The organism is Gilliamella sp. LMG 34359 (assembly GCF_984569085.1).
In genome coordinates, this window is sequence record NZ_OZ474906.1 from 2,777,471 (window position 1) to 2,803,129 (window position 25,659).

Genomic DNA, 25,659 nt, shown 5'->3' on the forward strand with positions numbered 1-25,659 from the left:
CTGGCTATGTAGCCTGTTGCGGAGCCTTTAGTTTTTCTAAACTGCCTACACGGCAGTGAACTAGAACAAAACATACTATAAACATTGTTTGCTAAAAGGCAAAGGGCATTTTTGATTTTAAAAACCCTTTTTTTAAGCTGATTTTTAATATTATGATTTTTATTGATTTTATTTTAGGCTAAAAAAAAGGGTTAGCGATGATGGATTTTGATTTTTAAAAAAACTACTTCTCACTAATTTCTTGGACTTCAAGAAGTGCGTTGCTCAACTCTTTGAATCTGCATTTCTCGCTCTTTTGGATTGAAAAACGTCCAAGCGACAAAACGACTGATTTTTTGACCTTGTGCCATCGCGACAATTTTGTATTCAGTTACCGCTACATTTTTCAGTTGTTTTTTTATATTACTCAGTGATTCTTTTTTTGATACTAATGAGGTAAACCATAGGCATTGCGCTTTATATTTAATGCTCTCTGTTATCATTCGGGCAATAAATGCACTTTCGCCCCCTTTGCACCAAAGTTCAGCATGTTGTCCACCAAAATTAAGGATAACTTTATCTTTAGTAGAGTTCACTTTACCTAGCTTTTGTAGTTTGGTGTAAGCCGTAACATGGGCTTCTTGTTCAGATCGATGGAAAGGTGGATTGCATACGCTAGCTAGATAAAACTCGTTGGGCTGAATGATATTTTCAAAAATAGCTTCGCTGTTAAATTGTAAGCGACATTGTAGGGTATTTTTTAATAGATCATTGGATTTGGCTATTAACGAAGCAACTTTGATGGATGTAGGATTAATATCACTCCCCACAAAAGACCAACCATACTCGGCACAACCAATAATCGGATAAATAATATTCGCGCCAACGCCAATATCTAATATGCGAACTCGCTTACCGATAGGCGTCTGATTTTGATTATCTTGCGCCAAGAGATCGGCCAAATAGTGAATATAATCTGCGCGTCCCGGAATTGGCGGGCAGAGATAATTGTCAGGAATATCCCAATACGAGAGTTGATAATAGTGCAATAACAGTGCTTTGTTGAGTGTTTTAATCGCAATAGGATCAGCAAAATCAATCGTCACCCGACCAAATTGATTAGGTTTAACAAAATTTGCTAGCTCGGGTAATGTTTTGATAAGTAAATCAAATGGATAACCATTAATATGTTTATTGCGGGGATGTAAAACGGTTTTTTTGATTGATTGCATGAATGATCCAAGATAATGAATTGCTAGCTATTATAGCGTTTTTCAACAAATTTGTGAAAAAATCGAGTGGTTTTATACTCCAAAAAACCCGTTCCTAAACTTTTTTATAACCGTTATCGGTAGGTGAATCATACAAAATTAATTTTGGATTTGTTATAATTTATTCCTTTCTATTTATACAATACCGTAATGAAATATCTAAAACCATTTTCGATATTACCGATTTTTAGTTTAATGCTAATGTCTTTTAATTCATATGCCAGCGAGTTTAATGGACAAGCGTTATCATTGTATTGGGCAATTCCGTTTGTAGGAATTTTATTATCAATCGCTTTATGCCCACTGTTTTTAGCCCGATTATGGCATTATCATTATGGCAAAATCGTTGCTATTTGGACGTTTATATTTTTAGGCTCTGCATTATTCTCTTTTGGATTATTCACCACGATCGAGTTAACGGTACATGCCATTATTGAGGAGTATATTCCTTTTATATTGCTACTTTTGACCCTGTTTACGGTTTCTGGTGGCATTCTTATTAAGAGTGATAAGATCAGTACCCCAAAATCAAATGTTATTTTATTAGCGGTCGGAGTCGTTCTTGCCTCTATTATGGGAACGACTGGCGCTGCGATGTTGATGATTCGACCATTACTTCGAGCTAATCGCCAGCGACAATATGCAGTGCATACCGTGATCTTCTTTATCTTTTTGGTTGCCAATATTGGGGGCGGATTAACCCCTTTAGGGGATCCACCGTTATTTATTGGTTTTTTAAAAGGCGTCGATTTTTTTTGGACCGTTAAACATATGTTATTGCCAGTTGTGCTGACATCAGGTTTACTGCTAATCATCTATTATTTTATCGATAGGTACTATTATGTTAAGCAGTATGGTGTCATTAATAACACAATTAGCGCGGAACCCGTAAAGATATATGGTCTAAAAAATCTTGTGTTATTAGTCGCTATTATTGCTAGTGTGCTGTTGTCTGGCGTATGGCATTCGTCGCTATATTTTACGCTGTTAGGTTCACAAATAGCATTACAAAATCTTATTCGTGATGGTCTTTTTATTGTAATTACGCTTATTTCTATTGTGATAACGCCGAAACAAGTCCGAGCTGGTAACGAATTTAATTGGGATCCGATAAAAGAGGTGGCTAAATTATTTATCGGTATTTTTATTACTATTGTGCCTGTGTTAGCGATTTTACGTGCAGGTGATCAGGGTGCTTTGGCTTCAGTGGTTTCGATGGTGACAAGTGAACACGGTACACCAATAAATAGCATGTATTTTTGGTTATCTGGATTATTATCCGGATTTTTAGATAATGCACCAACTTATCTGGTCTTTTTTAATTTAGCATCCGGTAATGCCGCCAGCTTAATGACCGCCTTTGAAAACACGTTACTGGCCATTTCAATGGGCTCGGTATTTATGGGCGCTCTAAGTTATATTGGTAATGCACCTAACTTTATGGTGAAAACCATCGCTTGCCAACATAAAATCACTATGCCAAGCTTTTTCGGTTATATGAAATGGTCAATTGCCATTTTGATCCCGGTTTTTATTATTGATAATTTGGTGTTTTTTGTGCTCTTTTAATGCGTGACGCTGTTTAGCATCCCCCCAAGTAAAGTGAGTTTGCTTTTTACTTGGGGTGGAATTTTAATTTAATTAGTATTAATTAGAAGAAATATTTAAAGCGAACCCTTACCCCGTAACGATTGTCATTACCACCGCCTTGTTTTTCATCACGTCCCAGTCTAGATAAATACGTACCTAAGTAGATATTAAAGTTATCCATATCCATCACATTCGGAATTAAGTATGAAGCATTGATAGTATGTAATTTATATTTACCTTTAGCGTAAATTTCACCATCGCCATGGTAATTGGTATTGAAGGCTTTAATATCATTGGCAGCATAAATATAACCAAGACCAAACCTTTGCCAAATACCGTTTATACCTGCTGTGAAATCTTTTTCTTGTTCGGCATCTAGATACGAAATACTGCTATTAAGAAGTAACCCATCGAATGATTTATCGAAGTCTCCTTCACTATTCCAGCTCATGGTAAAGCCATAGCCATTGCGTTTTGACTGATCATGCCATTTATCATTTTTATCATGATAGCCATAAGCATTATTAACCACATTGCGCTCCATGGCGATGGCTACAGAGAGATCATTAGTTCGATAGGAAATAATTGGACGTAGGTAAATGACGTTTTTATCTTTATGCAATTTATAACCATGATAACGGTTATTAGCAAATAAGGATGTTCCATCTTTCACCATTGCATTAACTTGTAAATTCACCGCACCTAATTCTTTAGTTAATTCGATGGCACCGCCGTTACTACTACGTCCTCTACCCTCTTTGAGCATATAAATATAACCAAAGCCATCGCTATAGAGATCGTTTGCGGTGTTCCCAGAGTATTCGATAAAGGTATCTTGCCCAAGTGGGAACATGTCATAAGCTTCATAACGGCCGATTCTTAAACGCCAGTCATCTTTTCTGCCAAAATAAAAACTCGCATCATCTAAATTAACTTTACCGCTCAAATCAGCTAGAGGTTGTACCGAGAATCCAGCATAATTTCGAGTTTCTAATTCTCTTTTTCCCTCTATGCCGAATAAAATGCGGCCATTGATATCCCACTGTTCTGTATCGCTAGCATCAAAATCTTTATTTGCTGATGTCCTAAGTGAGGTTAACTGCTTTTTTTTGCTTGCAGCATCTATATTAAATTCCACATCACCATAAAATTTAAGTGTACCTTGATCGGTCTGCCATTCAATTGATGCTGATGCTAATAAAGAATAGAAACAGCAGACCCCGGCAATTATTTTTAATTTCATTGTTATTTCCTTTTAAAGTAGAGTTAGTCAGCTTATTTGTCATCACTAGAATTTTGGCTTCTGGCATCAAGCTCCGCTCGAATTGAAGCGTAATTATCATCAAGTTTGTAGAACTTAGCGATCCAAAACATCGATGCGATAATTAGAATAGCCGGTAGATATAAATAGCAGAGTTTAATTGCAAAAAGCGCACTCGGAACTTGAACCGCATTAGCAACATAACCACCGGATGAGAGTAAGAAACCAATAATCGCCCCCGCACCTGCCATTGCTACTTTACCTAAAAAGCCATTGATTGAAGTTAAGATCCCAGCAGTATTGATACCGGTCTTCCACACCCCATAATCAACAGGATCGGCCTGCATGGAAAAGTAGATAGCCATACGTTGACCAGCGCCTAAAGATAAGATAACTGCCCCGACGATAAGGCAAGTATGGTTAACGCCCGATAACATCATTATTCCCATACCAATTAGGTTGATAGTGCTTGAGAAAAGGTAAACATGACGTTTTTTCATATAATTGGCTAACAATGGAACGGTAAGCGTACCAATTAAGGGGACGAAAGTTGATATTCCCGCAATAATGGCAGTAAGGTTTTCACTTTCAACGTAATAGTTAAAAAAATAGACCAATGATCCAGTTTGTAAAAAAAATGCCCCCCACATTAGAAAGATATTAGTTGCGAAGATTTTCCACGGCGTGTTGTCTTTTAACCCTTTCCATGCTCGAATTAAAGTCATTCGCTCTTGTTGTATGGTTATTTTTTCTTCAACATTTTTAAAACTCACAATTAAAAAGAAAGTAGCAATAATCCCAAAAATAATAGCCGTAAATAAAAAGCCATGCGTTTGGTCACCCTTGCCTAAGGTCGCAACCAAAGGCAATGTTGCAACTGCGACAATAGTTGATCCTAAGGAGCCTAACAAAATTCTTACTGATGATAAGGTTGTTCGTTCTAATGAATCTGAGGTTAAAAATGGCAACATGGCACTGAAAGGAATGTTGACGATGGTATAGATAAATGAGAGACATAGATAGGTGATAAAGGCATAGATTAATTTACCTGTTGTGCCAAAATCAGGGACATAGAAGACTAAAATACACAATATGCCAAATGGAATTGCCCCGATTAATAACCATGGGCGACAGCGCCCCCAACGTGTTGAGGTATTATCGATAACTAAACCCATTAATACATCAGCAACACCGTCAACCAGACGAGTGACTAAAAACATGATGCCTACATAGTAGGCAGGAAGCCCCATTACATCCGTATAAAAATACATCAGATATAATGAAATTAATTGCCAGACTAAGTTACAAGATAAGTCGGCAATTCCATAACCTATACGTTGTCGCCAAAGCGAAAATAATGAATTGACCATTTCTTTATTCCTTATTACTTTTGCAGTTAAAGTTTATTTTGTCGAATAAACCAAGCGGGAGTGCAACTCCATGCATGACAGTAGCTATTGATGATTTTGTTACCATACGGTGAGTAATTAAGGTTGTTTGGATCAAACAATTCCCAAAATGTGTCGGCACCAAATTCAACCATTTTTCCCCAATATGCTTTAATCTCATCGATGGCTTGTTGTTTCATGCCTACTTTGAATAGCGCTAAGATGTAATGATGACGTAAATAAGGGGTGTTCATACCTATTTCTGGTGGCGTGGTTTTTAATTGGGATAATAATTTTTGTTGATGAGTTAAATCGCCAATATCCGCCAAAATCATCCAGATTTGGGTAGCATAACTAATTTGTTTATGTTTACCACTGACGTAAAAACCGGTTTCCTCATCCCATAATGTGTATGCTGCTCGTTTAATTAAAGCTAATTTCTGGCTCAATTGTTCGGTTATGTCGGGTTGAAAATGGTGTGAAAGTTGACAGGCTTTGTCTAAACAGTAGATTAAAACACCTTGCGAAGCACCTTGTTTGTTGAGTTTTTCGTGCCAATCAATAAATGACCACCAATCATCACTATCAGTCACTAATCCTTGTGAATCACAGCGGTTTAGATTTATTGCAATTTGCTGTAATGCGATAGGCCAAAGATCTTTAACAGTTTGCACATCATTTGTTTGATTAAAGTAATCATAAAGTACATCGACAAAAAAGAGCGAGTAATCAAATAAGAAAGTATCATCAGCAATGATATCAGGTTTTACAAATATATTAGCTGAGACCATGCCATCTTCACGACGATGGCTTGCAAAGAGATATAAGCAGCGACGAACTAAATCGTAGTGTTGAAACGTAACGTTGTTAACTAGGGCTTGTAAACGCAGGTCGCCTAACCATAATCTTCGATCTCTTTTTGGACCATCTTCAAAGACGTCTTGCATGCAATTTCGTAGTGTATGTATGGATACCTGATCTATCTTAGCTAATTGCGGATCTTGTGAGTGATAAGTTAGACAGTTTTCCGGTGCCGAACTAACTGTGTTAAAGGTTATCTCTTTAAATAAGATCCGATATTTAGGCGAAAGCGAGACAATGTCGATTTTTAAATAGCGAAAACAGTAGCGTCGAGTTAAGTTAATTTTAGCGGGTAAAACATCAATATATTCGTCATGCTGTTGCAACCAGCTTTTACTAAGCCAGCCTTGGTATTGATCAAATCGCTCTGCCATTTCGCAGAGTGTTTCACCAAAAGTTAATTTTATATGTGCTGGCGCATCGGGTGGGCTGCCGATAGATTCGCATAAGAAAGAGAGATACCCAACATTGTGCTGGCCAAAATCAATGATAAAACTATCGCCAGAATGAAAACTTTGATGCAAATAATGCTCTGCATCACTAATAACTTGTGATGAGTAGTTATGAATAGCGCTCGGATCATTAATGAGAGTGATGATATTTTTTGGGGTAATCTTGTTTTGATAGATTACTGGTTGTAATTGCTCAGCTTTTAGAATGAATGCATTATTTTTTATCATAATTGCATTAGCGTTGTTTTGAATTGCTTGTGCCATATTCTCCTCCTATAAAAAACGTCTAGGAGTATAACTAGGCAAAACAGAGGCTTGCTACCAAAATACTGCCAGATTGCAGCTATAAATGGCAATATTAAAAAGCTTCGACCGAGCGAGTTCACATTTCTGAGAATATTATTTTTTATCTCATGTTTAATTACTTTATTTTGTTTATAGGTTAGATAAAAAATCTTTTATTTGGTGCAAGATGTTAATCAATTGCCGTTGTAAGGATCGATAATTATGAATACGTTGAAAATTGATACTTATTTTAATCATAAATCAGATAAATTAGCGCTGTATAAAAGCAATCCTGAGAGTAACAGTAGTGAACATAATCATGAATTTGATGAATTAGTAATTGTTGAACATGGTCATGGACTACATGTTATTAATGGTAAGCCGTTATTTATTCAACAAGGTGATGTGTTTTTAGTTAGAGGCCATGATTACCATTTTTATGATGACCTTGGCACATTAAAGTTAACTAATATTCTAATTAATCCTAACCGACATTTTACTTTTTTAAAAAATATGGAGGAGTTGTTAAAACCGATTTCAGCCAGTGATTTAGGTTCTTATATTTGGCTAGCGCCGAGCATTCGCCAAGAGTGTAATCTTATTATTGAGCAATTATTTAATTTAGATAACACAATCGGCCATCGTGAGTATCTATTTTTTAAATTACTTATTATCATCAAACAATACAAGCGACAATCACCAAAAAATAATACTCGTTATAAACTCCATCTTTTACTTAATCATCTTCAAGAAAATTGTTTTGATGAATATGATTGGCATAATATAGCGCAAAGGTTTCATTTAACTACGCGGACAATGTTTAGGCATATTAAACAAGTGACTGGCTTAACCCCGGAAAATTACATTAAACGATTGAGGTTATTGTCAGCCAGATTAAAGATTAGAGAAAGTGATATGACTGTTACCGAGATATCATTGTTATGTGGTTTTATTAACAGTAATCATTTTACCACCCTGTATAAAAAGACTTTTGGCATCACACCAACAGAAGAGCGAAAAATTAATTAGTTGTTAAAATGAGGAAATGGTTGAATTTTGCTTAACACTTAAATATTTCTAGTTATGTTCAAGTGACAGCTTATATAATCACTATCGCCAGTTTCCCCCCCAAAAATACCCAATAAAAAATCTAAACAAGCAAATTTCAATTAATTCTTCTTTGATAATGCTTAGGTAACAAATTTTAATTATTTTGGGTTAATTGACTAATGATATCTGTTAGTTATCTATCTAATTTAAATATAGATAATTTTAAAAAAAACTTGCAAATCACCCTAAGCGGAGTATTTTATATACTGTTTTAGGTTATTTTTAGATCGCGTGGCTTTTATCTTCTACTAATTATTAGCAGCATTTACATTAATTATAAGTACATTTAATAAACTGTCATTATGTTAGTTTTTCGGGATAATTAATAAAAGGAATGATGACATGGCAATAAAAAAAATAACGAAATTGATTTTTCCAGTTGGTGAAAAAGAATTAAGCCAAGATACCTATTATAGAGCGTTATCCGAAGCTGCTCACGGTTTTTATCCATTTGGCGAAAATGGTTTATGGCATGGTGGTATTCATATCGATAAAAAAGTATTAAACAGGCTTGGTAATGATGAGCAATTACAATGCATGGCTAACGGTGAAGTCATTGCCTATCGTATTAATGATGTCTACCCTAAAATAACCTATCCAGAAAAAATGTAACTGCTTCATCAGATACTACCCTTAAAAGGGTTTCTTATACTCCCTTTAAAAAAGTTTCTTATTTTTCCACTGGTTTCACCTTAGTCAGACATCTTTTACAAATGCCGAAAATCATTGGCGTAAAAGAGGAGCCTCCGGCCATAACCTTATACAGTTTGTATATGCATCAGCTCGATTGGTATGGCTATCAGGAAAAAATGAACGATGAAAAAACAAACGTACAATATCCTCACTATTGGAACCTTGAATCAGGAAAGGTTGACGAGAATAAGGGAGATACGGTTTGTGGCAGTGTAATTAGAACAGATGGCAAAGGAACCGAAGTGGTTGGCCTGTTGTTAAAAGGAAGTAAGATTCGTTTAGCTGAACAACACCCAAAGCAACCTGGTTGGTATAAAATTGTTTTGATATCAAAAGGAACATTGGTAACCACAACCGGATTTAAACAACAGTTAGATAGTATTACCGGTTATGTTTGGCATAAGGACTTATCGCCGCTACCAACCGGAAAAACAGCAAATGCCGACCAAGATTACCAAGTTTTAAAAGAAGACAATAACACTGTTGGTAAGTCAAATGTGAAGGTAAAGGGCATAGCGATATATGAAACTGCGGATGATAAACAAAAATTGACTTATTTACCACTAACGGCAACATTTGAATTAGATGGCCAAGAAAACGGCTACGCTAAAATTCGTAAAATTGAAGGATGTGAAGTTCCAGACCTATTAAAAAAAGAAGATGGCAGTAAAGATGCACCACATAAAGGTTATGTTAAGGTAGCCTCACTAACGTCATTCACCTTTAAACCGGAAAAATTCAATGATATTGTGGTATTAAAATCACCGATTGCCATTTCGAGTGGCGATTTTATCGGTTATATCGGACATAATCAACGCCCCAAAGAATATATTAAGGAGTTAAAACGCGTAGCGATATCAACATTAAAACGCTCATCAGATGAAAAATTACCGCAACTGTTACATGTTGAATTATTTACTTGTGAGGATTTGCCAGCATTTATCACTAAAACCCGTGCTTTAGCCGATCGTTTACCGGAAAGTGAAAAAAACCTAATTCTGGTTGAAAAAGATGCAAGATTAATACAAACACCAAAAGCGGATGGTAACTTAAATTCGGGATTAGGCATAAAGTTTATTAGCGATAAAGATAATTATTACATTAAAATTAATCTGGAATATACTTTAAATTCAGAGCAATACTATGCAGATAACAATCTGGCAGCACAATCTAACGGTGATAAAAAAATTGAAAAAAATGATGACAACACGGCGAATAAGACTGTAGAAATCATTTTAACCGCCGCCCATAAAGAACAGTTAGCCAAAAAATATAATAAAACTTATCCGCAATTAACTAAGTCAGATATTCCAGATAAGGTTGAACTGGTTGAAGTTGATCACACTAGCTCATCTGTCAAAATACGTTTTTGTGTAGATACTAAACATTATTGGATAGTGTCAAAAGATGTCTCTCACTTATTTGGACAAGATGGTGCACTCAATGACGCCATTCCTTATTGGAATAATTTTCCATTATCACTTGCTAATCTACCTCCGGCAACTAAAGACAATACGGTATATTTTCCACGAACAGTATCATTAAATTCATTAGATAATGAACATTTAATCGCAATAGAGGATGAAAGCACCGGTTCAATATGGGTAAATATTACCACAGGAAATGAAGAGCGTAGGCTAATAAAAGGTTGGGTAAACATCAAAAAAGATGCTCAAGAGCATATTAAACGAATCAGCGCCTGGCATTGGCAAGGATTTGAAACAGTAATCGAAAAAGCTTCTGTCGGAGAATTTTATACTAAAATCAACGACAACCGAACAGAAATATTAGATATTAAAGATTATACTGATTCAATGAAAGCTATGCATAAAATCTTAACGCAATCATTCTTATATTCTGTTCAGCGAAAAAAAAGACTACCGCCTTTTACTGTTGAATTTCTCAAAGACGGCCTACGCATCAATTGGACCGCCGAAATGATAGGTCACTTAATAATAAAATATGAGAGTGAATGGTATGCAGACGAAGCGCTAACCAAATGGAATGAAATAGATAATTTAATTAAGGAGGAAAAACAGAAACAAAAAAATTTAACTGAAAAATGGTTAGATGAATATAACATAACAATGCCTTTTGTGCGCGATTATGCCTTAAACATGGTGGATGAAGAGCATGAAAAAGCCAAATCAATTTGGCAGCTAGAAAAAGAGCAGCGTATTAAACCCTCCCTTTGGTGGCGAGAAGTCGCACAATCCCAACCAACCCCACAAACCCCGGCACTAAGCAATCTTTCTGCTGATGGTAAAGCATGGTTTATTCATCCAGTATCAATGCTGGATAGATTTGTTATAAGCCCAGATATAGCGACATATCATATTTACCACGATGGAAAAATTGAAAAACACATACCACAGGAAATATCGAAAGGTTACGAGCAAAAATATAAGTATGTTTATCATGATGTAAATAAAAATCAGCACGAAATTGGTATTTTTAATATACATAAAACCAAAGCAATGGATAGAGGAAATGTAGCTTTAGATTATGATGTAGAATTAATTAATGTAAAAGAGTTTGAAGAAGGATATAGTTCAAAAGATGGGAGTGTTACAGCAAAATTTAAAACATTTAATAGTGATAGTGAAAGATGGTATATAAATCCCGATTGCTTTGCTGGATTACTTGGTGCCATGCTTGAATTAAATGTTGACTATTTAGGATTCAATGGATTTAGTACATATGATGCTAAGTCTGTTAAAAGTAAATCTCATATAAATGGTATTGCTGGAGATTTGAGATATATATCAATAAAAAGAAAAGGAGAGATCACTTGGTTAAGTTATTCAACCTTTGATTTTAATGAACAAGAAAAATTTAATATAGCATTACATAAATTTGGTTGGGCAAGAACTGAGTTAATGTATTCTGAATACTTTACTTATAACAAAAAAGCTAACACACTACTTTCTTATACTAAACATATGCACAAAGAGGGTAAAGGTGGATATGAGCACTATCATCATTTACATGTTTGTGGTTTTGATTTTAATTTGATCATAAAAAAACAAGATTGATTTAAATTTTTTGGAATTAATTTATTATTTTTTAATTTCAGGAGATAAAATGAAAAATAGGAAATTCAATTTTAAAGTTTAGAGGAAATAACATAATGAAATTATTCATAAAATATTTAATTATTTTTTCCATAAGTTATTTATCCGTAAATTATGCATTTTCAACAAATGTAACAAATGAATTAAATTACTATAAAAAAATAAACTTACCTTATTCCTCTAATGAATTAAAAAAATACTATTATTGGGGAGAATATGGATTGTATTTGTCTCCAGATATGCCGTTTCCCCTCAGGTTTTCTAATAAGGAATTTTCATATAAACCTAAATTATTTGATTATCTCGCTAAAACAACATTTTATTTTCCTCATTGTTATTTTTATTATAAAAATATTTTATATAAAGGTATTATACAGATGGCGACAGGTGAAAATGATGGAAAAGTTTTTACTTTTCAATTGTATAGTTATGATAATCAAGGGGGGGTTATTGATGCAATATTACTTTATAAAGTTGAGAGTGGTGAAATATCATACTGGAATGACTTTATCATCAATCCAAATGGAAAAATTTTGATAACCCAATATCAGCAAGACAACCTTATCGAATCTGATGAAAATCCAAATGAATTTATAATAAATCCAGAAAATAACCAAATCGATACCAAAATTGTAGAATTTCAAATGACTCCTTCTGGTATTTTTAATCCAACAAAAGGGTAGTTTATGAAAAAATCAATATATATAGCAGTGATAATAAATTTGCTTATTTTCAATAGCTATGCTGAGCAATTTGATGTGGCGGATGATTATAAAGGTAAATCTAATATTCCCTCAATGGATATAATTCAATTAGAAAAAGATTGCCGTAAAACAATTGATTTTTGGCAGATGACAAATTCTGAACGAGAAAGGATAAGAGAAAATTGTCCAATTAATCAAATTGCTTTCTACTTTGAAAATTTATATGAAACAATTAACAATAAAAAAGATATTTATAGTTCTGAGAAGCTAGATCTTATTATTGAGAAAACGACCTCTGCCAAAATAATTAACAATTTAAAATACCCCATTAAAACGCTCAATTTATCCATTTTTAATAAAACAAATTTTATGGATAAAATTACTTTAGCGAAGAGTTATTATGATGTGGAAGGTTATTATTGGTTAATCAATCAATATTATTATGTTAGTGATAGCGGCGATATTTATACATTATCAGTCCAGGATATAGAAGGTAATGTGAAGCCTATATTTTGGAAACATTATCAAATAGACAAAGAAACTCTACATTTTAAACTTTTAGATCTGTTGATCGATGATGGATATAAATATGAAATCATTTATCCAGATCATTTTAAAATTCTGGAAGGTTCATTAAAAGAATCAAATTATGAAATCGATAAATTAAAAACATGCTATCAAAAAGAATATTCGACACGTTGTAGTATTGATTCCTATCGTTTTTACCATAATCTTTTGTCTCAAAAAATTGAGACGTTAAAAGAAAAAAATATAAATAATAAACAATCGATAGAAATAATCGATAAGCAAATTAATAAAATGTGTTTATCAATATCAGAGCCAAATGATCATTTTGAAGCAGAAAGTTTTACCTTTAGCATCACAAAATGTTTAACCGAGCAATTAAATAATAAGATTGTAAAAATCGATCAAATATTAAAGGGTGGATAACCAAAATTTTATATATATGTGGTTAATTATTAGCTATTTAATATTTGGTTATTAAATTATGAATTTGCGAAAAGGGTTATTATTTGTATGATGCATCAAAGGCAGATATTTTCACAATGGTAGTTTGAGCAGAATAAATCCCCAAGTAGTACCCAAGCGATATTTTTGTTCTCTTTTATCTGAGAATTTAGTATCACTTTCTAAACTATTCCAACAAAACATATTTTGTTCAGCAATAATAAGTCCGGCAGAAAGTGCATTTTGCTGGTCTACAGTGAGTTTTTCGGTAGCTTTAAAAATGTGAAGCTTCGCACATTTTTAATAAAAAGTTCCAGATAGCTATAATTTATCGCCAAAATATTATGTTAGCTGTCCAAATATTAAAGGTGAGATTTCAATTTACTTTTTAGAATGTGGTGGTAAGTTTTAAAAAGAAATGAGGTTCAAAATGATTGAAATGTTACTTGATAAAGATTTTTTTTCTTCTAGCGATCAAAATATCACCGTTGAGCCTCGGGCACCGCAACCTGTCTATCCAGAACATACCCATAATTTTAATGAGATTGTTATTGTGACCAGCGGATATGGCAAACACATTTTAAATGGGCGACTGTTTGATTTGTATCCAGGTATGATGTTTTACATTAAGTCTACCGACTGTCATTTATACGATAACGTGCATGATTTGCATTTGACCAATATTTTGTTTAGGGACCCTGATAAATTTCGTTTTATTAATGGGAATGGAATAAATCAATTAATCCCAAATTCTGATCCAACTCAGTCGCACTACTTTTTTGACAAAAAATCTAATGAACATATTCAATCGATTATTAAGCAGATGACACCCAATCAATCCAATGCAATTAAGGAGAGTCTTTTTTTACAGTTGTTATTAATTTTTAGTAATAATATTTATGTTAATCAGGGCTCTGGTTCATGTGATAATCGCGTTAAGCAACTGTTAAGTTGGTTACAAATCAATTTTAAGGAGCAAATTGATTGGCAGCAGTTAACCGCACAATTTTCATTGTCATTACGCTCTTTTCATCGTCATATGAAAAATGAAATGGGTATCACACCACAAAAATATCTAACGAAGTTACGGTTAGCTTATGCTTACACCCATTTAATTTATAGCAATAAATCCATTACCACCATCGCACAAGAATGTGGTTTTAATGATAGTGCTTATTTTTCCACCTGCTTTAAACAAGAGTTTACGTTTTCGCCACAAATATTACGTAATAATCCTGATAAACCTCATCATTAACTAATGAGGAACAGTTTATGGAGAGATGTTTGCGTTTATATAAACAAGATTATTTTATTTCGGAGATGAATACTGTTACTGTCGAAAAACGTGATCATCAACAACCCTTTCCTTTGCACGATCACGATTTTAATGAAATTGTGATCGTTTGTTCTGGTAATGGTCTGCATCATTGGAATAATTATGTTTATCCAATTACCAGTGGCGATATTTTATATATTAATCCGAAAGATGTGCATGGCTATGAATCAGTTAATAACCTTAGATTGGATAATATCTTATATTTACGAGAATCACTTTTTTTATCATCTACGATTGAGTTTTATTTACCTAAAGTGACGGCCAAACATAATGAACGTTTTTGGCGAATTCAACCGTCCTATCTTAAACTTTTAGCGCCGCTTATTGAGCAATTAGACGTTGAATCTAAGAAAAATAATTTAGCTTCCGTGCATCTATCCGAAGCTCTGTTTTTACAGTTGGTTATTTGGTTAGATCGGATTAAGCAAGCACCAAAGGTAGCTCTACCTACCGCGACACATCAGTTAGATCTATTATTTACCGCGTTGCATAACAGTATAGCAACGCCATTTAATATTGATGTGTTTTGCAAAGAAAATCATATTGCGAGCCGTTCACTTAGTCGCTTATTTAAAAGTCAAACAGGGATGACTATTAGCGGTTATTTACAAAAAAGACGCTTATGTGATGCGATGTCTTTACTTCGAACTACTAATTATTCGATTAGCATGATAGCCGCTGAGTGTGGCTATAATGATAGTAACTATTTTTCATCAGTGTTTAAAAAGCTAACCGAGCAAACTCCTTCCCAATATCGAGCTAAATTTAATGATAAAAAGGGGTAATTGAGGGCGTTAAAACAATCGGATATTGAATTTACTCTCTTTTAGATGGCTAAAAGAGAGTAATGTTTTATGCTAAATAAAAGACTTCGGTTAATGGTTCACTAATCGGACTGTTATCTGGATTGCTTGGCATGATGTCTTGCATAAATGCCCACCATTTTTGGCAAGCAGCTGTTTTAGCAACGTCATCCCAGCGCTCTTCTGATTCAATTTCAACATAAGCAAACAGTAGATTTCTTTTACTGTCTAAAAAAATTGAATAATTATGAGCACCATGAGCTTTAAGTTCTTTAACTAGGTCAGGAAAGATTTCGTCATGCCGTTTTTTATATTCAGCATGTTTGTCAGGATGTACCTGCATAATACTCGCTTTTCTTATCATAATAATTCCTTTTTTATGAAATAGGCTAATTTGTAATTAACCTATTTCATTTCATTGTGCGATTTTTATTAGTAAATAGCGTGATATAGTTGCTCAATTTCTGTTACGTTAGTGTCACGTGGATTGCCACCGGTACAAACATCGTCAAAAGCAGCTTGAGCCAGAGCAGGAATATCTTCTAATTTTACGCCAATCTCTTTTAATGTAGGTGGAATACCGACATCAGCATTAAGTTGTTTAACGGCATCAACTGCGGCTTTTCTTGCCTGTTCGGTAGTCATGGTTTCCGTCGCAGTTACCCCCATCGCTTTGGCGATATCACGGTATTTGTCGCCGGTAAATTCGGCATTGTAAGCCATGATATGCGGTAACAGCACCGCATTAGCCACACCGTGAGGTGTGCCATAAAATGCACCGAGTGGATGAGCCATGCCATGAACTAATCCTAACCCGACATTTGAGAAGCCCATGCCTGCAATATATTGCCCTAATGCCATATCTTCACAACCTTTGGCAATTCCTTTTACCGAGTCACGTAATGAACGAGAGATAACTTCAATTGCTTTGAGATGAAACATATCTGATAGTTCCCAAGCGCCTTTGGTTATATAACCTTCAATCGCGTGAGTTAAAGCATCAACGCCCGTTGCAGCTTTTAAACTTGCCGGCATACTGGTCATCATGTCTGAATCAATAATCGCAACGACAGGGATATCATGTGGGTCAACACAGACGAATTTGCGCTTGTTCTCCTCGTCTGTGATTACGTAGTTAATCGTCACTTCGGCAGCCGTACCTGCTGTGGTTGGAATTGCAATCGTTGGTACCGCCGGTTTTTTAGTTGGCGCAACGCCTTCAAGACTACGTACATCAGCAAATTCTGGATTGTTAATGATAATCCCGATAGCTTTTGCGGTATCTTGTGGTGAACCACCACCAATCGCAATCAGGTAGTCGGCACCAGATTGTTTAAATACTTCAACCCCTTTTTGTACAATACCAATGGTTGGATTTGGCATAACTTCATCAAAAACTTGATAAACTAAACCATTGCTATCGAGTAACTGGGTTACTTTAGTGGCAACATTGAATTTGATTAGGTCTTTATCAGTAACTACTAACGCTTTTTTAAAACCACGTTTTTTTACTTCATCTACGATTTGAGTGATTGAACCTGCCCCAAAATATGATGTTTCATTTAGAATCATTCTATAAGCCATAATGTTTTCCTTTTAATTAGTCATTCCTAAACCGACAATATTGGCAGCGACAATAATTACTAAGCAACCAATACAAAGTATACGTACAGGTTTTTTGCCGGTACCAAACCACTCTTTGAGTGCTAAACCAACAATACCACCACAAAGTACATAGAAACTCATATGTAGCATCCAACTCATAAAGCCATATTCAGTCGGAATATTTGCATGGCCCCAAGCATAGAAGAAGAATTGGAAATACCACATTGCACCACCTAAGATAGCAAAGAGGATATTGCTAATCAGTAGGGATTTGGCAACTGAAATATCTTTTTTAAATGATAGTTCTTTTTTAGCGCAGAGTCGACTAATACAGAAGCCGAGATTAATAATTGCCCCACCACCCATGATAATGACATAACTTGGCAGTGCTACATACAAATGATCTACGCCAAGCTCAGCCGCTTTTTCGTGCATAGGTACTGCGACGCTCATGGCAAATGACATACCCGCTGAGAAAATACCACACATGATGGCAAGCAGAAGGCCTTTCTTTAAATTAAAATCTTCAACTTGTACACCTAATGTTTTTTCTTTCAATAAACCGGCATAAGTCACAATAGCAACCCCAATAACCGCAATGACTACGCCTAATAATGTCATTTTACCGCCAGTCGATGCCAGTAATTCACCAAATTTACCTTGTAATATTGGTGTCATAAGAGTACCGACGATTAAGGTTATGCCAATAGCAATTCCAATGCCCATCGACATACCTAAATAACGCATTGTTAGGCCATAACCAATATTACCAACGCCCCACATTGCGCCAAATAAAAAGACTGGCATTAAGATGTCTGCACCAAACGAAGCGTAATAAGCCCAAAAATCGGGTAATAAGAAATAACTAATTGACCATGGTAAAATGATCCATGAAAACAGTCCGGCGATTGACCACATGGTTTCCCATGACCAATTTTTTACTTTTTTAAGTGGTGCATAAAAACAAGCGGCAGAGGCAGCACCAACAAAGTGCCAAAATATGCCTAAAATAATTGAACTACCCATATACTTATCCTTATATTTTCAAAATATAATTTGCTCTATTGTTATTAGCAACTTTTACTATTTAAGTGTCTCATTACGCTTATCCTAGCCTTTTAACCACATGTCATAAGTAGCTTTGATCATCCCTTTTATAAACCAAGAGCAAAGAATCTGTTGCATTTGTGTTCCTTATGATCGTTTAGTTAAAACTGTTTTTTCATATTGACGAACTTCATCTAACCAGCGACTGCCAACAGGGACTTCATTCAATAAACAGTACTGATCCCAAACTGCTTGCCAAGGTAGTGATTTTTGTTCTTCGAGTAATGCTAATCGTGAGGTAAAGTCACGATCGTGTTCATATTTTTTTAATTTTTCGGTTGGTTCTAATAATGCTTTTAATAGGCATTTTTTCATATTGCGCGTACCAATTACCCATGCCGCAATACGGTTAATGGAAGCATCAAAGAAATCAAGACCAATATGCACGCGATCAAATAGTTTGTTTCGAATGATTTCACTGGCAATATTTTGCGTTTCATCATCAAAAAGTACCACATGATCGCTATCCCAACGTACTGGGCGGCTTACATGGAGTAATAGATGTTCAACAAATGGCATAACGGCAGAAATTTTGTCAGAGATCACTTCAGTTGGATGGAAATGCCCAGCATCTAAACATAGTGCAGTTTTACGTGAGGTCGCATAGGCAAGATAAAATTCATTGGAACCAGCAGTATAAGATTCCAGACCGATACCAAATAATTTACTTTCAACCGCATCAATATGATATTTAGGATCGATTTTTTCGTGAATAATTTGATCCAATGATTCAACTAAATGTTGTCTTGGACTAAATTTGTCGACAGTAATATCTTTCATGCCATCCGGTAACCAGATATTCATGACTGATGGTGTCCCTAATTCTTTACCAAAATACTCTGATACTTTGCGACACGCTTTACCATGATCTATCCAAAATTGACGAATTTCTGGATTAATATGCGTTAGCGTCCCTTCATTACTTAAAGGATGTGAAAAATAAGTTGGATTGAAATCTAAACCAATTTGGTGTTGTTTAGCCCATTTGACCCAATTGGCAAAATGTTCCGGTTTAACTTCATTTCGATCAACTTTTTGCTCAGATTCTAAATATGAAGCATGTAGATTTAGTCGTTTCGGGCCAGGAATAAGACTAAAAGCTTTATCTAAATCTGATCTTAATTCATCGGCAGTGCGAGCTTTACCCGGATAATTACCGGTTGCTTGAATACCCCCCGTTAATTCGCCCTCTTGCATTTCAAAACCGGCAACGTCATCTCCTTGCCAACAGTGCACTGAGATCGGTAATTTTGCCATTGCTAATATTGCTGCATCGGTATCTACCCCGATTTCAGCAAATCTTGCTTTGGCGATCTGATAGGCATTTTCAATTGTGCTCATGGAATACTCCTTACTAAATATAAAATTTTTTCAATTAATTGGTTAATTACTTATTGGTTGATAATATTTGTTGTCAAAATTCTGAGAAATTAGCTGTCTTAATGCGTTAACATCAGCAACTTCACCTAAGGAAATTAACTGATAACCGACATTACCTAATGCTGATGATTCAATCGGTCCGGCACTAACATTGACATTGCATAAGTCCGCACATAACTGGTTTAAAAAAGCGTTTTGACAACCTCCCCCAACAATGTGTAATGTGTTGATTGATTTACTACTGAGTGTCGATAACTCGTGTAATACGTCTCGATATAAGCAAGCGAGACTGTCAAAAATACATCTGACTAACTGGGATAAGGTTTTAGGAACTTGACCACTGTTTTCTAAACAGACTTGCTTAATGGTTTCTGTCATCACGTCTGGATTTAAAAACCTTGGATCATTAGGATTAATCAGAAAAACAGAAGGTGGTTCTTGTTTTGCTGATGCGATTAAATCAGTAATATCTTTGATGTTATTTTCAGCACAAACACGTTGGAATAGCCACAATCCCATAATGTTTTTTAATACTCGATAATTACCCTCTACCCCACCTTCATTAGTAATATTGGCTTTTAATGCTTGTTCGCCTGTCAGTGGTTGTTTCGCCTCCAATCCCATTAATGACCAAGTACCTGAACATAAGTAAGCACTATGTTCATCCATCATTGGCGTAGCAATAACTGCACTAGCGGTATCATGGCTAGCAACGGCAATTACCGGTATACGATCGCCTTTGGCACTTTGCCAATAGCCAACTTGATTTCCGGGCATACTGATATCACCAAACCATTTACGCGGTATACCGAGATAATCGAGCAGATCTTTGTCCCAATCCTGAGTGGCAACATTGACCAGTTGAGTGGTGGTTGCATTGGTGTATTCACGATTTAATACCCCAGTTAAGCGATAAATTAAATAATCAGCAACCATGACAAAATCTGTCACTTGTGATAACCATTGCGGTGATTCAAGCATCATGGCTTTGAGTTGATAAAGCGTATTGAAGGTTAAAAATTGGATACCCGTTTTTTGATAAATATTTTCTAAGCCAATGTCAGCTTGTACTTTTGACATAATATTGTCTGTACGATGATCTCGATATGAGTAAGTAGGACCAACAATTTGACCTTGTTTATCAAGCAACACGTAATCAACGCCCCAAGTATCAATACCAATACTGTCGAGTTTGATACCTTGTTGGCTAATTTTGTTTAATCCTGTAATGATTTCTTGTTCTAAGTAAAGCAAATCCCAACAAAAGTTTTTACCATCACTTTTATATCCATTACTGAAACGATGTATCTCAATTAGGGTTAATTTTGCCGTTTGAGACTGATAACTCGACAACATAACTCGGCCGCTAGATGCGCCTAAATCGATTGCAGCAATATATCTATCTGCCATTATAACTATCCTCACTTTTGCTAATGAGAACAGTCTAGTGAACTAACCGAATAGATACTTTAAATTGACTGCCATTGTTAAATAAGTGTGGCAAAATTTTTAAAATGCTTGTGATCTTTGCCACAAAATGAGAATAAGGTTGGGTTGTTTATACTTTCAGACTAAATATTGATATAATGCCTTATTTAGAAAATAAATTGAGAGCTATCTATGTTAAATCAGTTAAAAGCAATGATTCAGTATCTTCTTCCTAAACAGTTATTAACTAGCCTATTCGGTTGGTTAGCAAATAAACGTTTGGGCAGAGTCACAACTTGGATGATTATCGGTTTTTGTAAATTATATAAAATCGATTTGAGCGAAGCTAAGTTAACCGACGCTAAAGAGTATAAGACGTTTAATGACTTTTTTGCTCGTGAGCTAAAAGCTGATGCGCGTCCAATTGATGACGCAGCAAATAGTATCGTAATGCCGGCAGATGGCGTACTTAGTCAATTTGGTAATATTCAGGATAATCTACTTTTACAAGCTAAAGGACATTTTTACTCACTAGAAGCGCTGCTTGCTTGCCATCCAGATATGATTAAATTTTTTAAAAATGGATCTTTTGCGACCACCTATTTATCGCCGAAAAATTATCATCGTTTTCATATGCCTTGCGATGGTATATTGCGGGAAATGATTTATGTTCCTGGATCGTTATTTTCGGTTAATAAAGCAACTACCGAAAGTATACCTAATATTTTTGCCAGAAATGAACGGGTAATTTGTCTATTTGAAACTGCATTTGGCCCAATGGTGCAAATTATGGTTGGGGCAACCATCGTGGGGAGTATTGAATTAAAATGGGAAGGTGTTATTACTCCACCTCGTGATGGTGTGATGAAGCGTTGGACTTATGCTGGTAATGTCAAATTAGCTAAAGGTGAAGATATGGGTTGCTTTAAATTAGGGTCAACCGTAATTACGTTGTTTGCTTCAAATGCAATTGTATTTGATAACCATCTTAAACTTGGTGACGTTACTCGTGTAGGTCAAAAATTAGCTGAAAGGATCTAACTTTATGTTGTTGCGCGGTTATTTGGCTGGGATATTACTACTCCTGTCTTGCTTTGCTTTTGCTGAAGAGTCAATTCTCAACATTGATAATGAAGACCAGCTTACCGAAGCCATTACTAAGCTGAATGAGAAAAATGAAGATCTGCGTCAAAATATGGAGTATCAAAAAGCCCATTTAACCAGCATCGTTAATGAACAAAATAATATTAATACGCAAATTTCACATGTTCAAAATACACTCGCAACACTTGCTGAGCAAGGCGAGTGGTTGAGTTTTTCAACTGCTTTAGGCGAAACCCTGCGCCAACAGTTATTACGCTTACCAGAAAAACCCAAATCCCAACCACTCGATGCTGAAATTGCCGAAGCCAAAGTCCAACAACTTAATTACTCCAATACCTTAGCAGGTTTAGACAATTACCCCGTATTATCTGGTAATTTGAATAATTTAAAAACAGCTAGTCAATATCGACGCTTAATAAGAGAACAAGGTGAGCTACTCAAAACATTGATTTCGGGTATTGATACCACTATTCTTGAGCTAACTAAATTAAAAATTTCTAATAAGCAATTAACCAATGCAATTGATGAAGTTAATGATGCTGCACACCGTTACTTTTTCTGGGTGGCGGATGTTAATCCGATTTCACTAAGCTTCCTGTTAGATTTGGTCAAGGATGTAGTTTACGTCACATTTTCAATCGATACGCTATCGCAACTTTATAATGCTGGCGTTGAAGTGCTTAGTGCGCCAAAACCGCTATTTTTCTTAGTACTTTCATTATTGTTTGTCTTTGTGCATTTCAAAATGCGTGGCAAATATAATGCTTTCTTAAATAAATCTGCTACTCGAGTCGGTAAAGTCACCCAAGATAGCTATGCACTTACCTTGAAAGTAATTATTTTTTCATTAATCATGGCATTACCCGTTCCTATATTATGGGCAGCATTAGGATTTGCACTACAAATTAACTGGGATTATCCGGTCGCAGTGGCGTTAGGCTACGGCGTTAATGCCGCAGCACCAGTTTTATGGGTTTTTATTATCACTGCACATTTTGCTTCACAAAACGGTTTATTTATCACTCATTTTGGTTGGTCAAAGCAAAACGTTCGCCAAGCCATGAAATATTATCGATTGTCGGTTTGGGTGGTAATTCCTTTAGTAGTGGTGGTGATGAGCTTTGATCAGTTCAATAATCGCCAATTTGCCGCCACTATAGGCAGAGCTGCATTTATTGTTCTCTGTTTTGCGTTGGTATTTATGACTAACTCAATTCATCGTGCCGGTGTGCCACTTTATATTGATAAAAAAGGCTCCGGTGATAATTTATTAAGTCATATTCTCTGGTTTGCATTGTTAAGTGCCCCTTGGTTAGCGATTATTGCTGCTTGTTTAGGTTATTTGTCGACAGCAGAAGTCTTATTAGGAAGATTAGAGGCTTCGGTCATTATCTGGTTTGGTTTGTTAGTCATTTATTTTATGATTCGCCGTTGGATGTGGATACAAAAACGACGAATTGAATTTGAACGAACTAAACAACGCCGATTAGAACGTATGCAGCGCGCTAAAGGAATTGAAGAAGATCTCACATCCATGAACGAAAATGTGGATGAGCCGATTATCGATTTAGATGTCATTAGTGCTCAGTCATTACAATTAGTCCGATCAATTATTATGCTAATTGCGTTAATTAGTATGATTTTACTTTGGTCTGAACTTCATTCCGCTTTTGCCTTTATGAATAACATTAAGCTCTGGGGAACAAGTACTATCATTAATGGTAATGAGATTGAACAATATATAACCCTAGGTTCTGTCTGTATTGCTATTTTAGTTATGACCATCACGATTCAGTTAGTAAAAAACTTGCCGGCGCTACTTGAATTAGGCATTTTACAACATTTAGACTTAGCACATGGTACCGGCTATGCCATTTCAACGGTTTCTAAATACATTATATTAATGATAGGTTGTATGATTGCTTTTTCGTTTATTGGTATTGATTGGGCGAAAATTCAATGGTTAATCGCAGCATTAGGTGTTGGTTTGGGTTTTGGTTTACAAGAGATTTTTGCTAACTTTATTTCTGGTTTAATTATCTTGTTTGAAAAACCAGTTAGGATTGGTGATACCGTCACCATTCGCGACTTAACCGGTAACATTACCAAAATTAATACTCGGGCAATAACTATTGTTGATTGGGACAGAAAAGAAATTGTCATGCCGAATAAAGCGTTTATTACTGAACAATTAGTAAACTGGTCGCTATCCGACTCAATCACTCGTATTGTGTTAACGATACCCGCTACAATTGATGCCGATAGTGAATTGGTGATAAAACTATTGCAACAAGCGTCTCAGGAGTGTGAATATGTTCTTAGCGATCCTGAACCGCAAGTCTTTTTAGTTGATATTCAAGAAGGTATCCAACTATTTGAACTGCGATTATTTGCCGCCGAAATGGGACATCGTATGAAACTACGTAGTGCAATACATAAATTGATTCTTGATGCTTATCGTCAACATGATTTGACGTTGCCATTCCCACCTTTACAAACCAATTTAGAAGCACTGGGGCGTAAAAGTGGGCGTCGTAGTTATACCATTGGTACCATTTAACCAAATAAGGTTTCTAACCATGGCACTCCAAATGCACCTGGTGCCAATAATACAAATGCCCAGATTGGTGCTGAAGCAATATTAGCTAGATTGAATTTTGTTGTCGGCATATGCATCGCACCAGCAATTAATGGCACAACTGCTCGCAAAGGTCCGAAGAATCGCCCAATAAACACGCCGAATGTACCATATCGCTGGAAGAATTGTTCTGCACGAAATATCATTTTAGGATATTTATTTAAAGGCCAGGAAGAGATTACCTGTTGGTGATAATGTTTACCTAACCAATATGAGAGAAAATCACCAATAATTGCACCTAATGATGCGGCAATCAAAACTGGAATAAACGAGATCACCCCTGTTCCCACCAATGCCCCAGCCGCCAATATAATTGCGGTGGCAGGAACCAATAATGAGATGATTGCCAATGATTCGCCAAATGCTAATAAAAAAATAATTGGCAATGCCCACGCTTGATGGTGTTCAATAAATTGCATAATAGTATGCGTGATTTCATTTAATGACATAAATTTGCTTGCTGTTATCTTTTTAGAATAGCTCATTCTAACACAACAACTGCCGTATAGTTCTAACCTGCCTAATCATTGGTAGAAACTAACAAAAGTAATAAGTCTACATGTTAGGCTTTTTATTAATACTAACCTCAGTTAATATACTGAAAATTAAGTCAGTTAATAG

The 25,659-nt window shown here is 35.4% G+C and carries 20 protein-coding genes; 10 read left to right on the top strand and 10 right to left on the bottom strand.

Annotated elements, in window-relative coordinates; genetic code table 11:
- Positions 1 to 248: 248 nt before the first annotated feature.
- Positions 249 to 1,211, bottom strand: coding sequence for a 23S rRNA (adenine(1618)-N(6))-methyltransferase RlmF (gene rlmF, locus AC5LXV_RS12700; RefSeq protein ID WP_493466656.1), 963 nt, complete (start codon positions 1,209 to 1,211; stop codon positions 249 to 251).
- A gap of 240 nt (positions 1,212 to 1,451) precedes the next feature.
- Here rlmF and AC5LXV_RS12705 point away from each other — a divergent pair, with 240 nt between their 5' ends.
- On the top strand, positions 1,452 to 2,819 hold the full coding sequence (locus AC5LXV_RS12705) for a sodium:proton antiporter (protein ID WP_493466657.1): 1,368 nt from the start codon (positions 1,452 to 1,454) through the stop codon (positions 2,817 to 2,819).
- A gap of 82 nt (positions 2,820 to 2,901) precedes the next feature.
- Here the strand turns inward: AC5LXV_RS12705 and AC5LXV_RS12710 are convergent, their stop codons facing one another.
- Genes AC5LXV_RS12710 through AC5LXV_RS12720 form a run of 3 tightly spaced genes read right to left on the bottom strand, consistent with a single transcriptional unit; the run spans position 2,902 to position 7,066 of the window.
- Positions 2,902 to 4,083, bottom strand: a complete 1,182-nt coding sequence (locus AC5LXV_RS12710) for a carbohydrate porin (RefSeq protein WP_493466658.1) — start codon at positions 4,081 to 4,083, stop codon at positions 2,902 to 2,904.
- Between the two features lie 32 nt (positions 4,084 to 4,115).
- The gene (locus tag AC5LXV_RS12715) at positions 4,116 to 5,471 is read right to left on the bottom strand and encodes an MFS transporter (RefSeq protein ID WP_493466659.1); all 1,356 of its coding nucleotides are present in this window, start codon (positions 5,469 to 5,471) and stop codon (positions 4,116 to 4,118) included.
- 26 nt (positions 5,472 to 5,497) lie between these two features.
- Complete coding sequence (locus tag AC5LXV_RS12720; RefSeq protein WP_493466660.1) at positions 5,498 to 7,066, bottom strand: alpha-L-rhamnosidase-related protein; 1,569 nt, start codon at positions 7,064 to 7,066, stop codon at positions 5,498 to 5,500.
- A 243-nt stretch (positions 7,067 to 7,309) separates the two neighbouring features.
- On the opposite strand from AC5LXV_RS12720, the gene AC5LXV_RS12725 reads away from it, so the two are divergent.
- The 7 genes from AC5LXV_RS12725 (at position 7,310) to AC5LXV_RS12755 (ending at position 15,758) form a co-directional block, all read left to right on the top strand.
- Complete coding sequence (locus AC5LXV_RS12725) at positions 7,310 to 8,116, top strand: helix-turn-helix domain-containing protein (protein WP_493466661.1); 807 nt, start codon at positions 7,310 to 7,312, stop codon at positions 8,114 to 8,116.
- A gap of 423 nt (positions 8,117 to 8,539) precedes the next feature.
- Complete coding sequence (locus AC5LXV_RS12730) at positions 8,540 to 8,809, top strand: hypothetical protein (RefSeq protein WP_493466662.1); 270 nt, start codon at positions 8,540 to 8,542, stop codon at positions 8,807 to 8,809.
- A 101-nt stretch (positions 8,810 to 8,910) separates the two neighbouring features.
- Positions 8,911 to 11,925, top strand: a complete 3,015-nt coding sequence (locus AC5LXV_RS12735) for a hypothetical protein (protein ID WP_493466663.1) — start codon at positions 8,911 to 8,913, stop codon at positions 11,923 to 11,925.
- Between the two features lie 95 nt (positions 11,926 to 12,020).
- A complete protein-coding gene (locus AC5LXV_RS12740; protein WP_493466664.1) occupies positions 12,021 to 12,647 on the top strand; it encodes a hypothetical protein in 627 nt (208 codons plus the stop codon).
- Positions 12,648 to 12,650: 3 nt separating this feature from the next.
- On the top strand, positions 12,651 to 13,619 hold the full coding sequence (locus tag AC5LXV_RS12745; protein ID WP_493466665.1) for a hypothetical protein: 969 nt from the start codon (positions 12,651 to 12,653) through the stop codon (positions 13,617 to 13,619).
- Between the two features lie 448 nt (positions 13,620 to 14,067).
- Positions 14,068 to 14,892, top strand: a complete 825-nt coding sequence (rhaS, locus tag AC5LXV_RS12750; RefSeq protein WP_493466666.1) for an HTH-type transcriptional activator RhaS — start codon at positions 14,068 to 14,070, stop codon at positions 14,890 to 14,892.
- A 17-nt stretch (positions 14,893 to 14,909) separates the two neighbouring features.
- Entirely contained in the window at positions 14,910 to 15,758 is an 849-nt protein-coding gene (locus tag AC5LXV_RS12755) for a helix-turn-helix domain-containing protein (RefSeq protein ID WP_493466667.1), read from the top strand.
- A 67-nt stretch (positions 15,759 to 15,825) separates the two neighbouring features.
- Here the strand turns inward: AC5LXV_RS12755 and rhaM are convergent, their stop codons facing one another.
- From rhaM to rhaB, 5 genes are all read right to left on the bottom strand, one after another.
- Positions 15,826 to 16,140, bottom strand: coding sequence for an L-rhamnose mutarotase (gene rhaM, locus AC5LXV_RS12760; protein ID WP_493466668.1), 315 nt, complete (start codon positions 16,138 to 16,140; stop codon positions 15,826 to 15,828).
- Between the two features lie 68 nt (positions 16,141 to 16,208).
- Entirely contained in the window at positions 16,209 to 17,360 is a 1,152-nt protein-coding gene (gene fucO, locus AC5LXV_RS12765; RefSeq protein ID WP_110433058.1) for a lactaldehyde reductase, read from the bottom strand.
- A 12-nt stretch (positions 17,361 to 17,372) separates the two neighbouring features.
- A complete protein-coding gene (gene rhaT / locus AC5LXV_RS12770) occupies positions 17,373 to 18,407 on the bottom strand; it encodes an L-rhamnose/proton symporter RhaT (RefSeq protein ID WP_110433057.1) in 1,035 nt (344 codons plus the stop codon).
- 168 nt (positions 18,408 to 18,575) lie between these two features.
- On the bottom strand, positions 18,576 to 19,829 hold the full coding sequence (locus AC5LXV_RS12775) for an L-rhamnose isomerase (protein WP_493466669.1): 1,254 nt from the start codon (positions 19,827 to 19,829) through the stop codon (positions 18,576 to 18,578).
- Positions 19,830 to 19,871: 42 nt separating this feature from the next.
- Positions 19,872 to 21,278, bottom strand: a complete 1,407-nt coding sequence (rhaB, locus tag AC5LXV_RS12780; protein ID WP_493466670.1) for a rhamnulokinase — start codon at positions 21,276 to 21,278, stop codon at positions 19,872 to 19,874.
- 210 nt (positions 21,279 to 21,488) lie between these two features.
- On the opposite strand from rhaB, the gene asd reads away from it, so the two are divergent.
- Both asd and mscM read left to right on the top strand, forming a co-directional pair.
- The gene (asd, locus tag AC5LXV_RS12785; RefSeq protein ID WP_493466671.1) at positions 21,489 to 22,337 is read left to right on the top strand and encodes an archaetidylserine decarboxylase; all 849 of its coding nucleotides are present in this window, start codon (positions 21,489 to 21,491) and stop codon (positions 22,335 to 22,337) included.
- Positions 22,338 to 22,341: 4 nt separating this feature from the next.
- Positions 22,342 to 24,960, top strand: coding sequence for a miniconductance mechanosensitive channel MscM (gene mscM / locus AC5LXV_RS12790; RefSeq protein ID WP_493466672.1), 2,619 nt, complete (start codon positions 22,342 to 22,344; stop codon positions 24,958 to 24,960).
- Here mscM and AC5LXV_RS12795 read toward each other — a convergent pair.
- Positions 24,957 to 25,487 carry a DedA family protein gene (locus AC5LXV_RS12795; protein WP_110433052.1) on the bottom strand — a complete coding sequence of 177 codons (531 nt, stop codon included), beginning with the start codon at positions 25,485 to 25,487 and terminating at the stop codon, positions 24,957 to 24,959. The two genes, mscM and AC5LXV_RS12795, sit on opposite strands and share 4 nt — an antisense overlap.
- Positions 25,488 to 25,659 lie beyond the last annotated feature (172 nt).

Coding starts and splice junctions, on each gene's coding strand:
- AC5LXV_RS12710 (WP_493466658.1), bottom strand. CDS start 4,083: ATGAAATTAAAAATAATTGCCGGGGTCTGCTGTTTCTATTCTTTATTA.
- mscM (WP_493466672.1), top strand. CDS start 22,342: ATGTTGTTGCGCGGTTATTTGGCTGGGATATTACTACTCCTGTCTTGC.
- AC5LXV_RS12730 (WP_493466662.1), top strand. CDS start 8,540: ATGGCAATAAAAAAAATAACGAAATTGATTTTTCCAGTTGGTGAAAAA.
- AC5LXV_RS12725 (WP_493466661.1), top strand. CDS start 7,310: ATGAATACGTTGAAAATTGATACTTATTTTAATCATAAATCAGATAAA.
- AC5LXV_RS12735 (WP_493466663.1), top strand. CDS start 8,911: ATGCCGAAAATCATTGGCGTAAAAGAGGAGCCTCCGGCCATAACCTTA.
- AC5LXV_RS12705 (WP_493466657.1), top strand. CDS start 1,452: ATGTCTTTTAATTCATATGCCAGCGAGTTTAATGGACAAGCGTTATCA.
- AC5LXV_RS12755 (WP_493466667.1), top strand. CDS start 14,910: ATGGAGAGATGTTTGCGTTTATATAAACAAGATTATTTTATTTCGGAG.
- AC5LXV_RS12775 (WP_493466669.1), bottom strand. CDS start 19,829: ATGAGCACAATTGAAAATGCCTATCAGATCGCCAAAGCAAGATTTGCT.
- AC5LXV_RS12795 (WP_110433052.1), bottom strand. CDS start 25,487: ATGTCATTAAATGAAATCACGCATACTATTATGCAATTTATTGAACAC.
- AC5LXV_RS12715 (WP_493466659.1), bottom strand. CDS start 5,471: ATGGTCAATTCATTATTTTCGCTTTGGCGACAACGTATAGGTTATGGA.
- AC5LXV_RS12745 (WP_493466665.1), top strand. CDS start 12,651: ATGAAAAAATCAATATATATAGCAGTGATAATAAATTTGCTTATTTTC.
- rhaT (WP_110433057.1), bottom strand. CDS start 18,407: ATGGGTAGTTCAATTATTTTAGGCATATTTTGGCACTTTGTTGGTGCT.
- AC5LXV_RS12740 (WP_493466664.1), top strand. CDS start 12,021: ATGAAATTATTCATAAAATATTTAATTATTTTTTCCATAAGTTATTTA.
- asd (WP_493466671.1), top strand. CDS start 21,489: ATGTTAAATCAGTTAAAAGCAATGATTCAGTATCTTCTTCCTAAACAG.
- AC5LXV_RS12720 (WP_493466660.1), bottom strand. CDS start 7,066: ATGGCACAAGCAATTCAAAACAACGCTAATGCAATTATGATAAAAAAT.
- rhaM (WP_493466668.1), bottom strand. CDS start 16,140: ATGATAAGAAAAGCGAGTATTATGCAGGTACATCCTGACAAACATGCT.
- rhaS (WP_493466666.1), top strand. CDS start 14,068: ATGATTGAAATGTTACTTGATAAAGATTTTTTTTCTTCTAGCGATCAA.
- fucO (WP_110433058.1), bottom strand. CDS start 17,360: ATGGCTTATAGAATGATTCTAAATGAAACATCATATTTTGGGGCAGGT.
- rlmF (WP_493466656.1), bottom strand. CDS start 1,211: ATGCAATCAATCAAAAAAACCGTTTTACATCCCCGCAATAAACATATT.
- rhaB (WP_493466670.1), bottom strand. CDS start 21,278: ATGGCAGATAGATATATTGCTGCAATCGATTTAGGCGCATCTAGCGGC.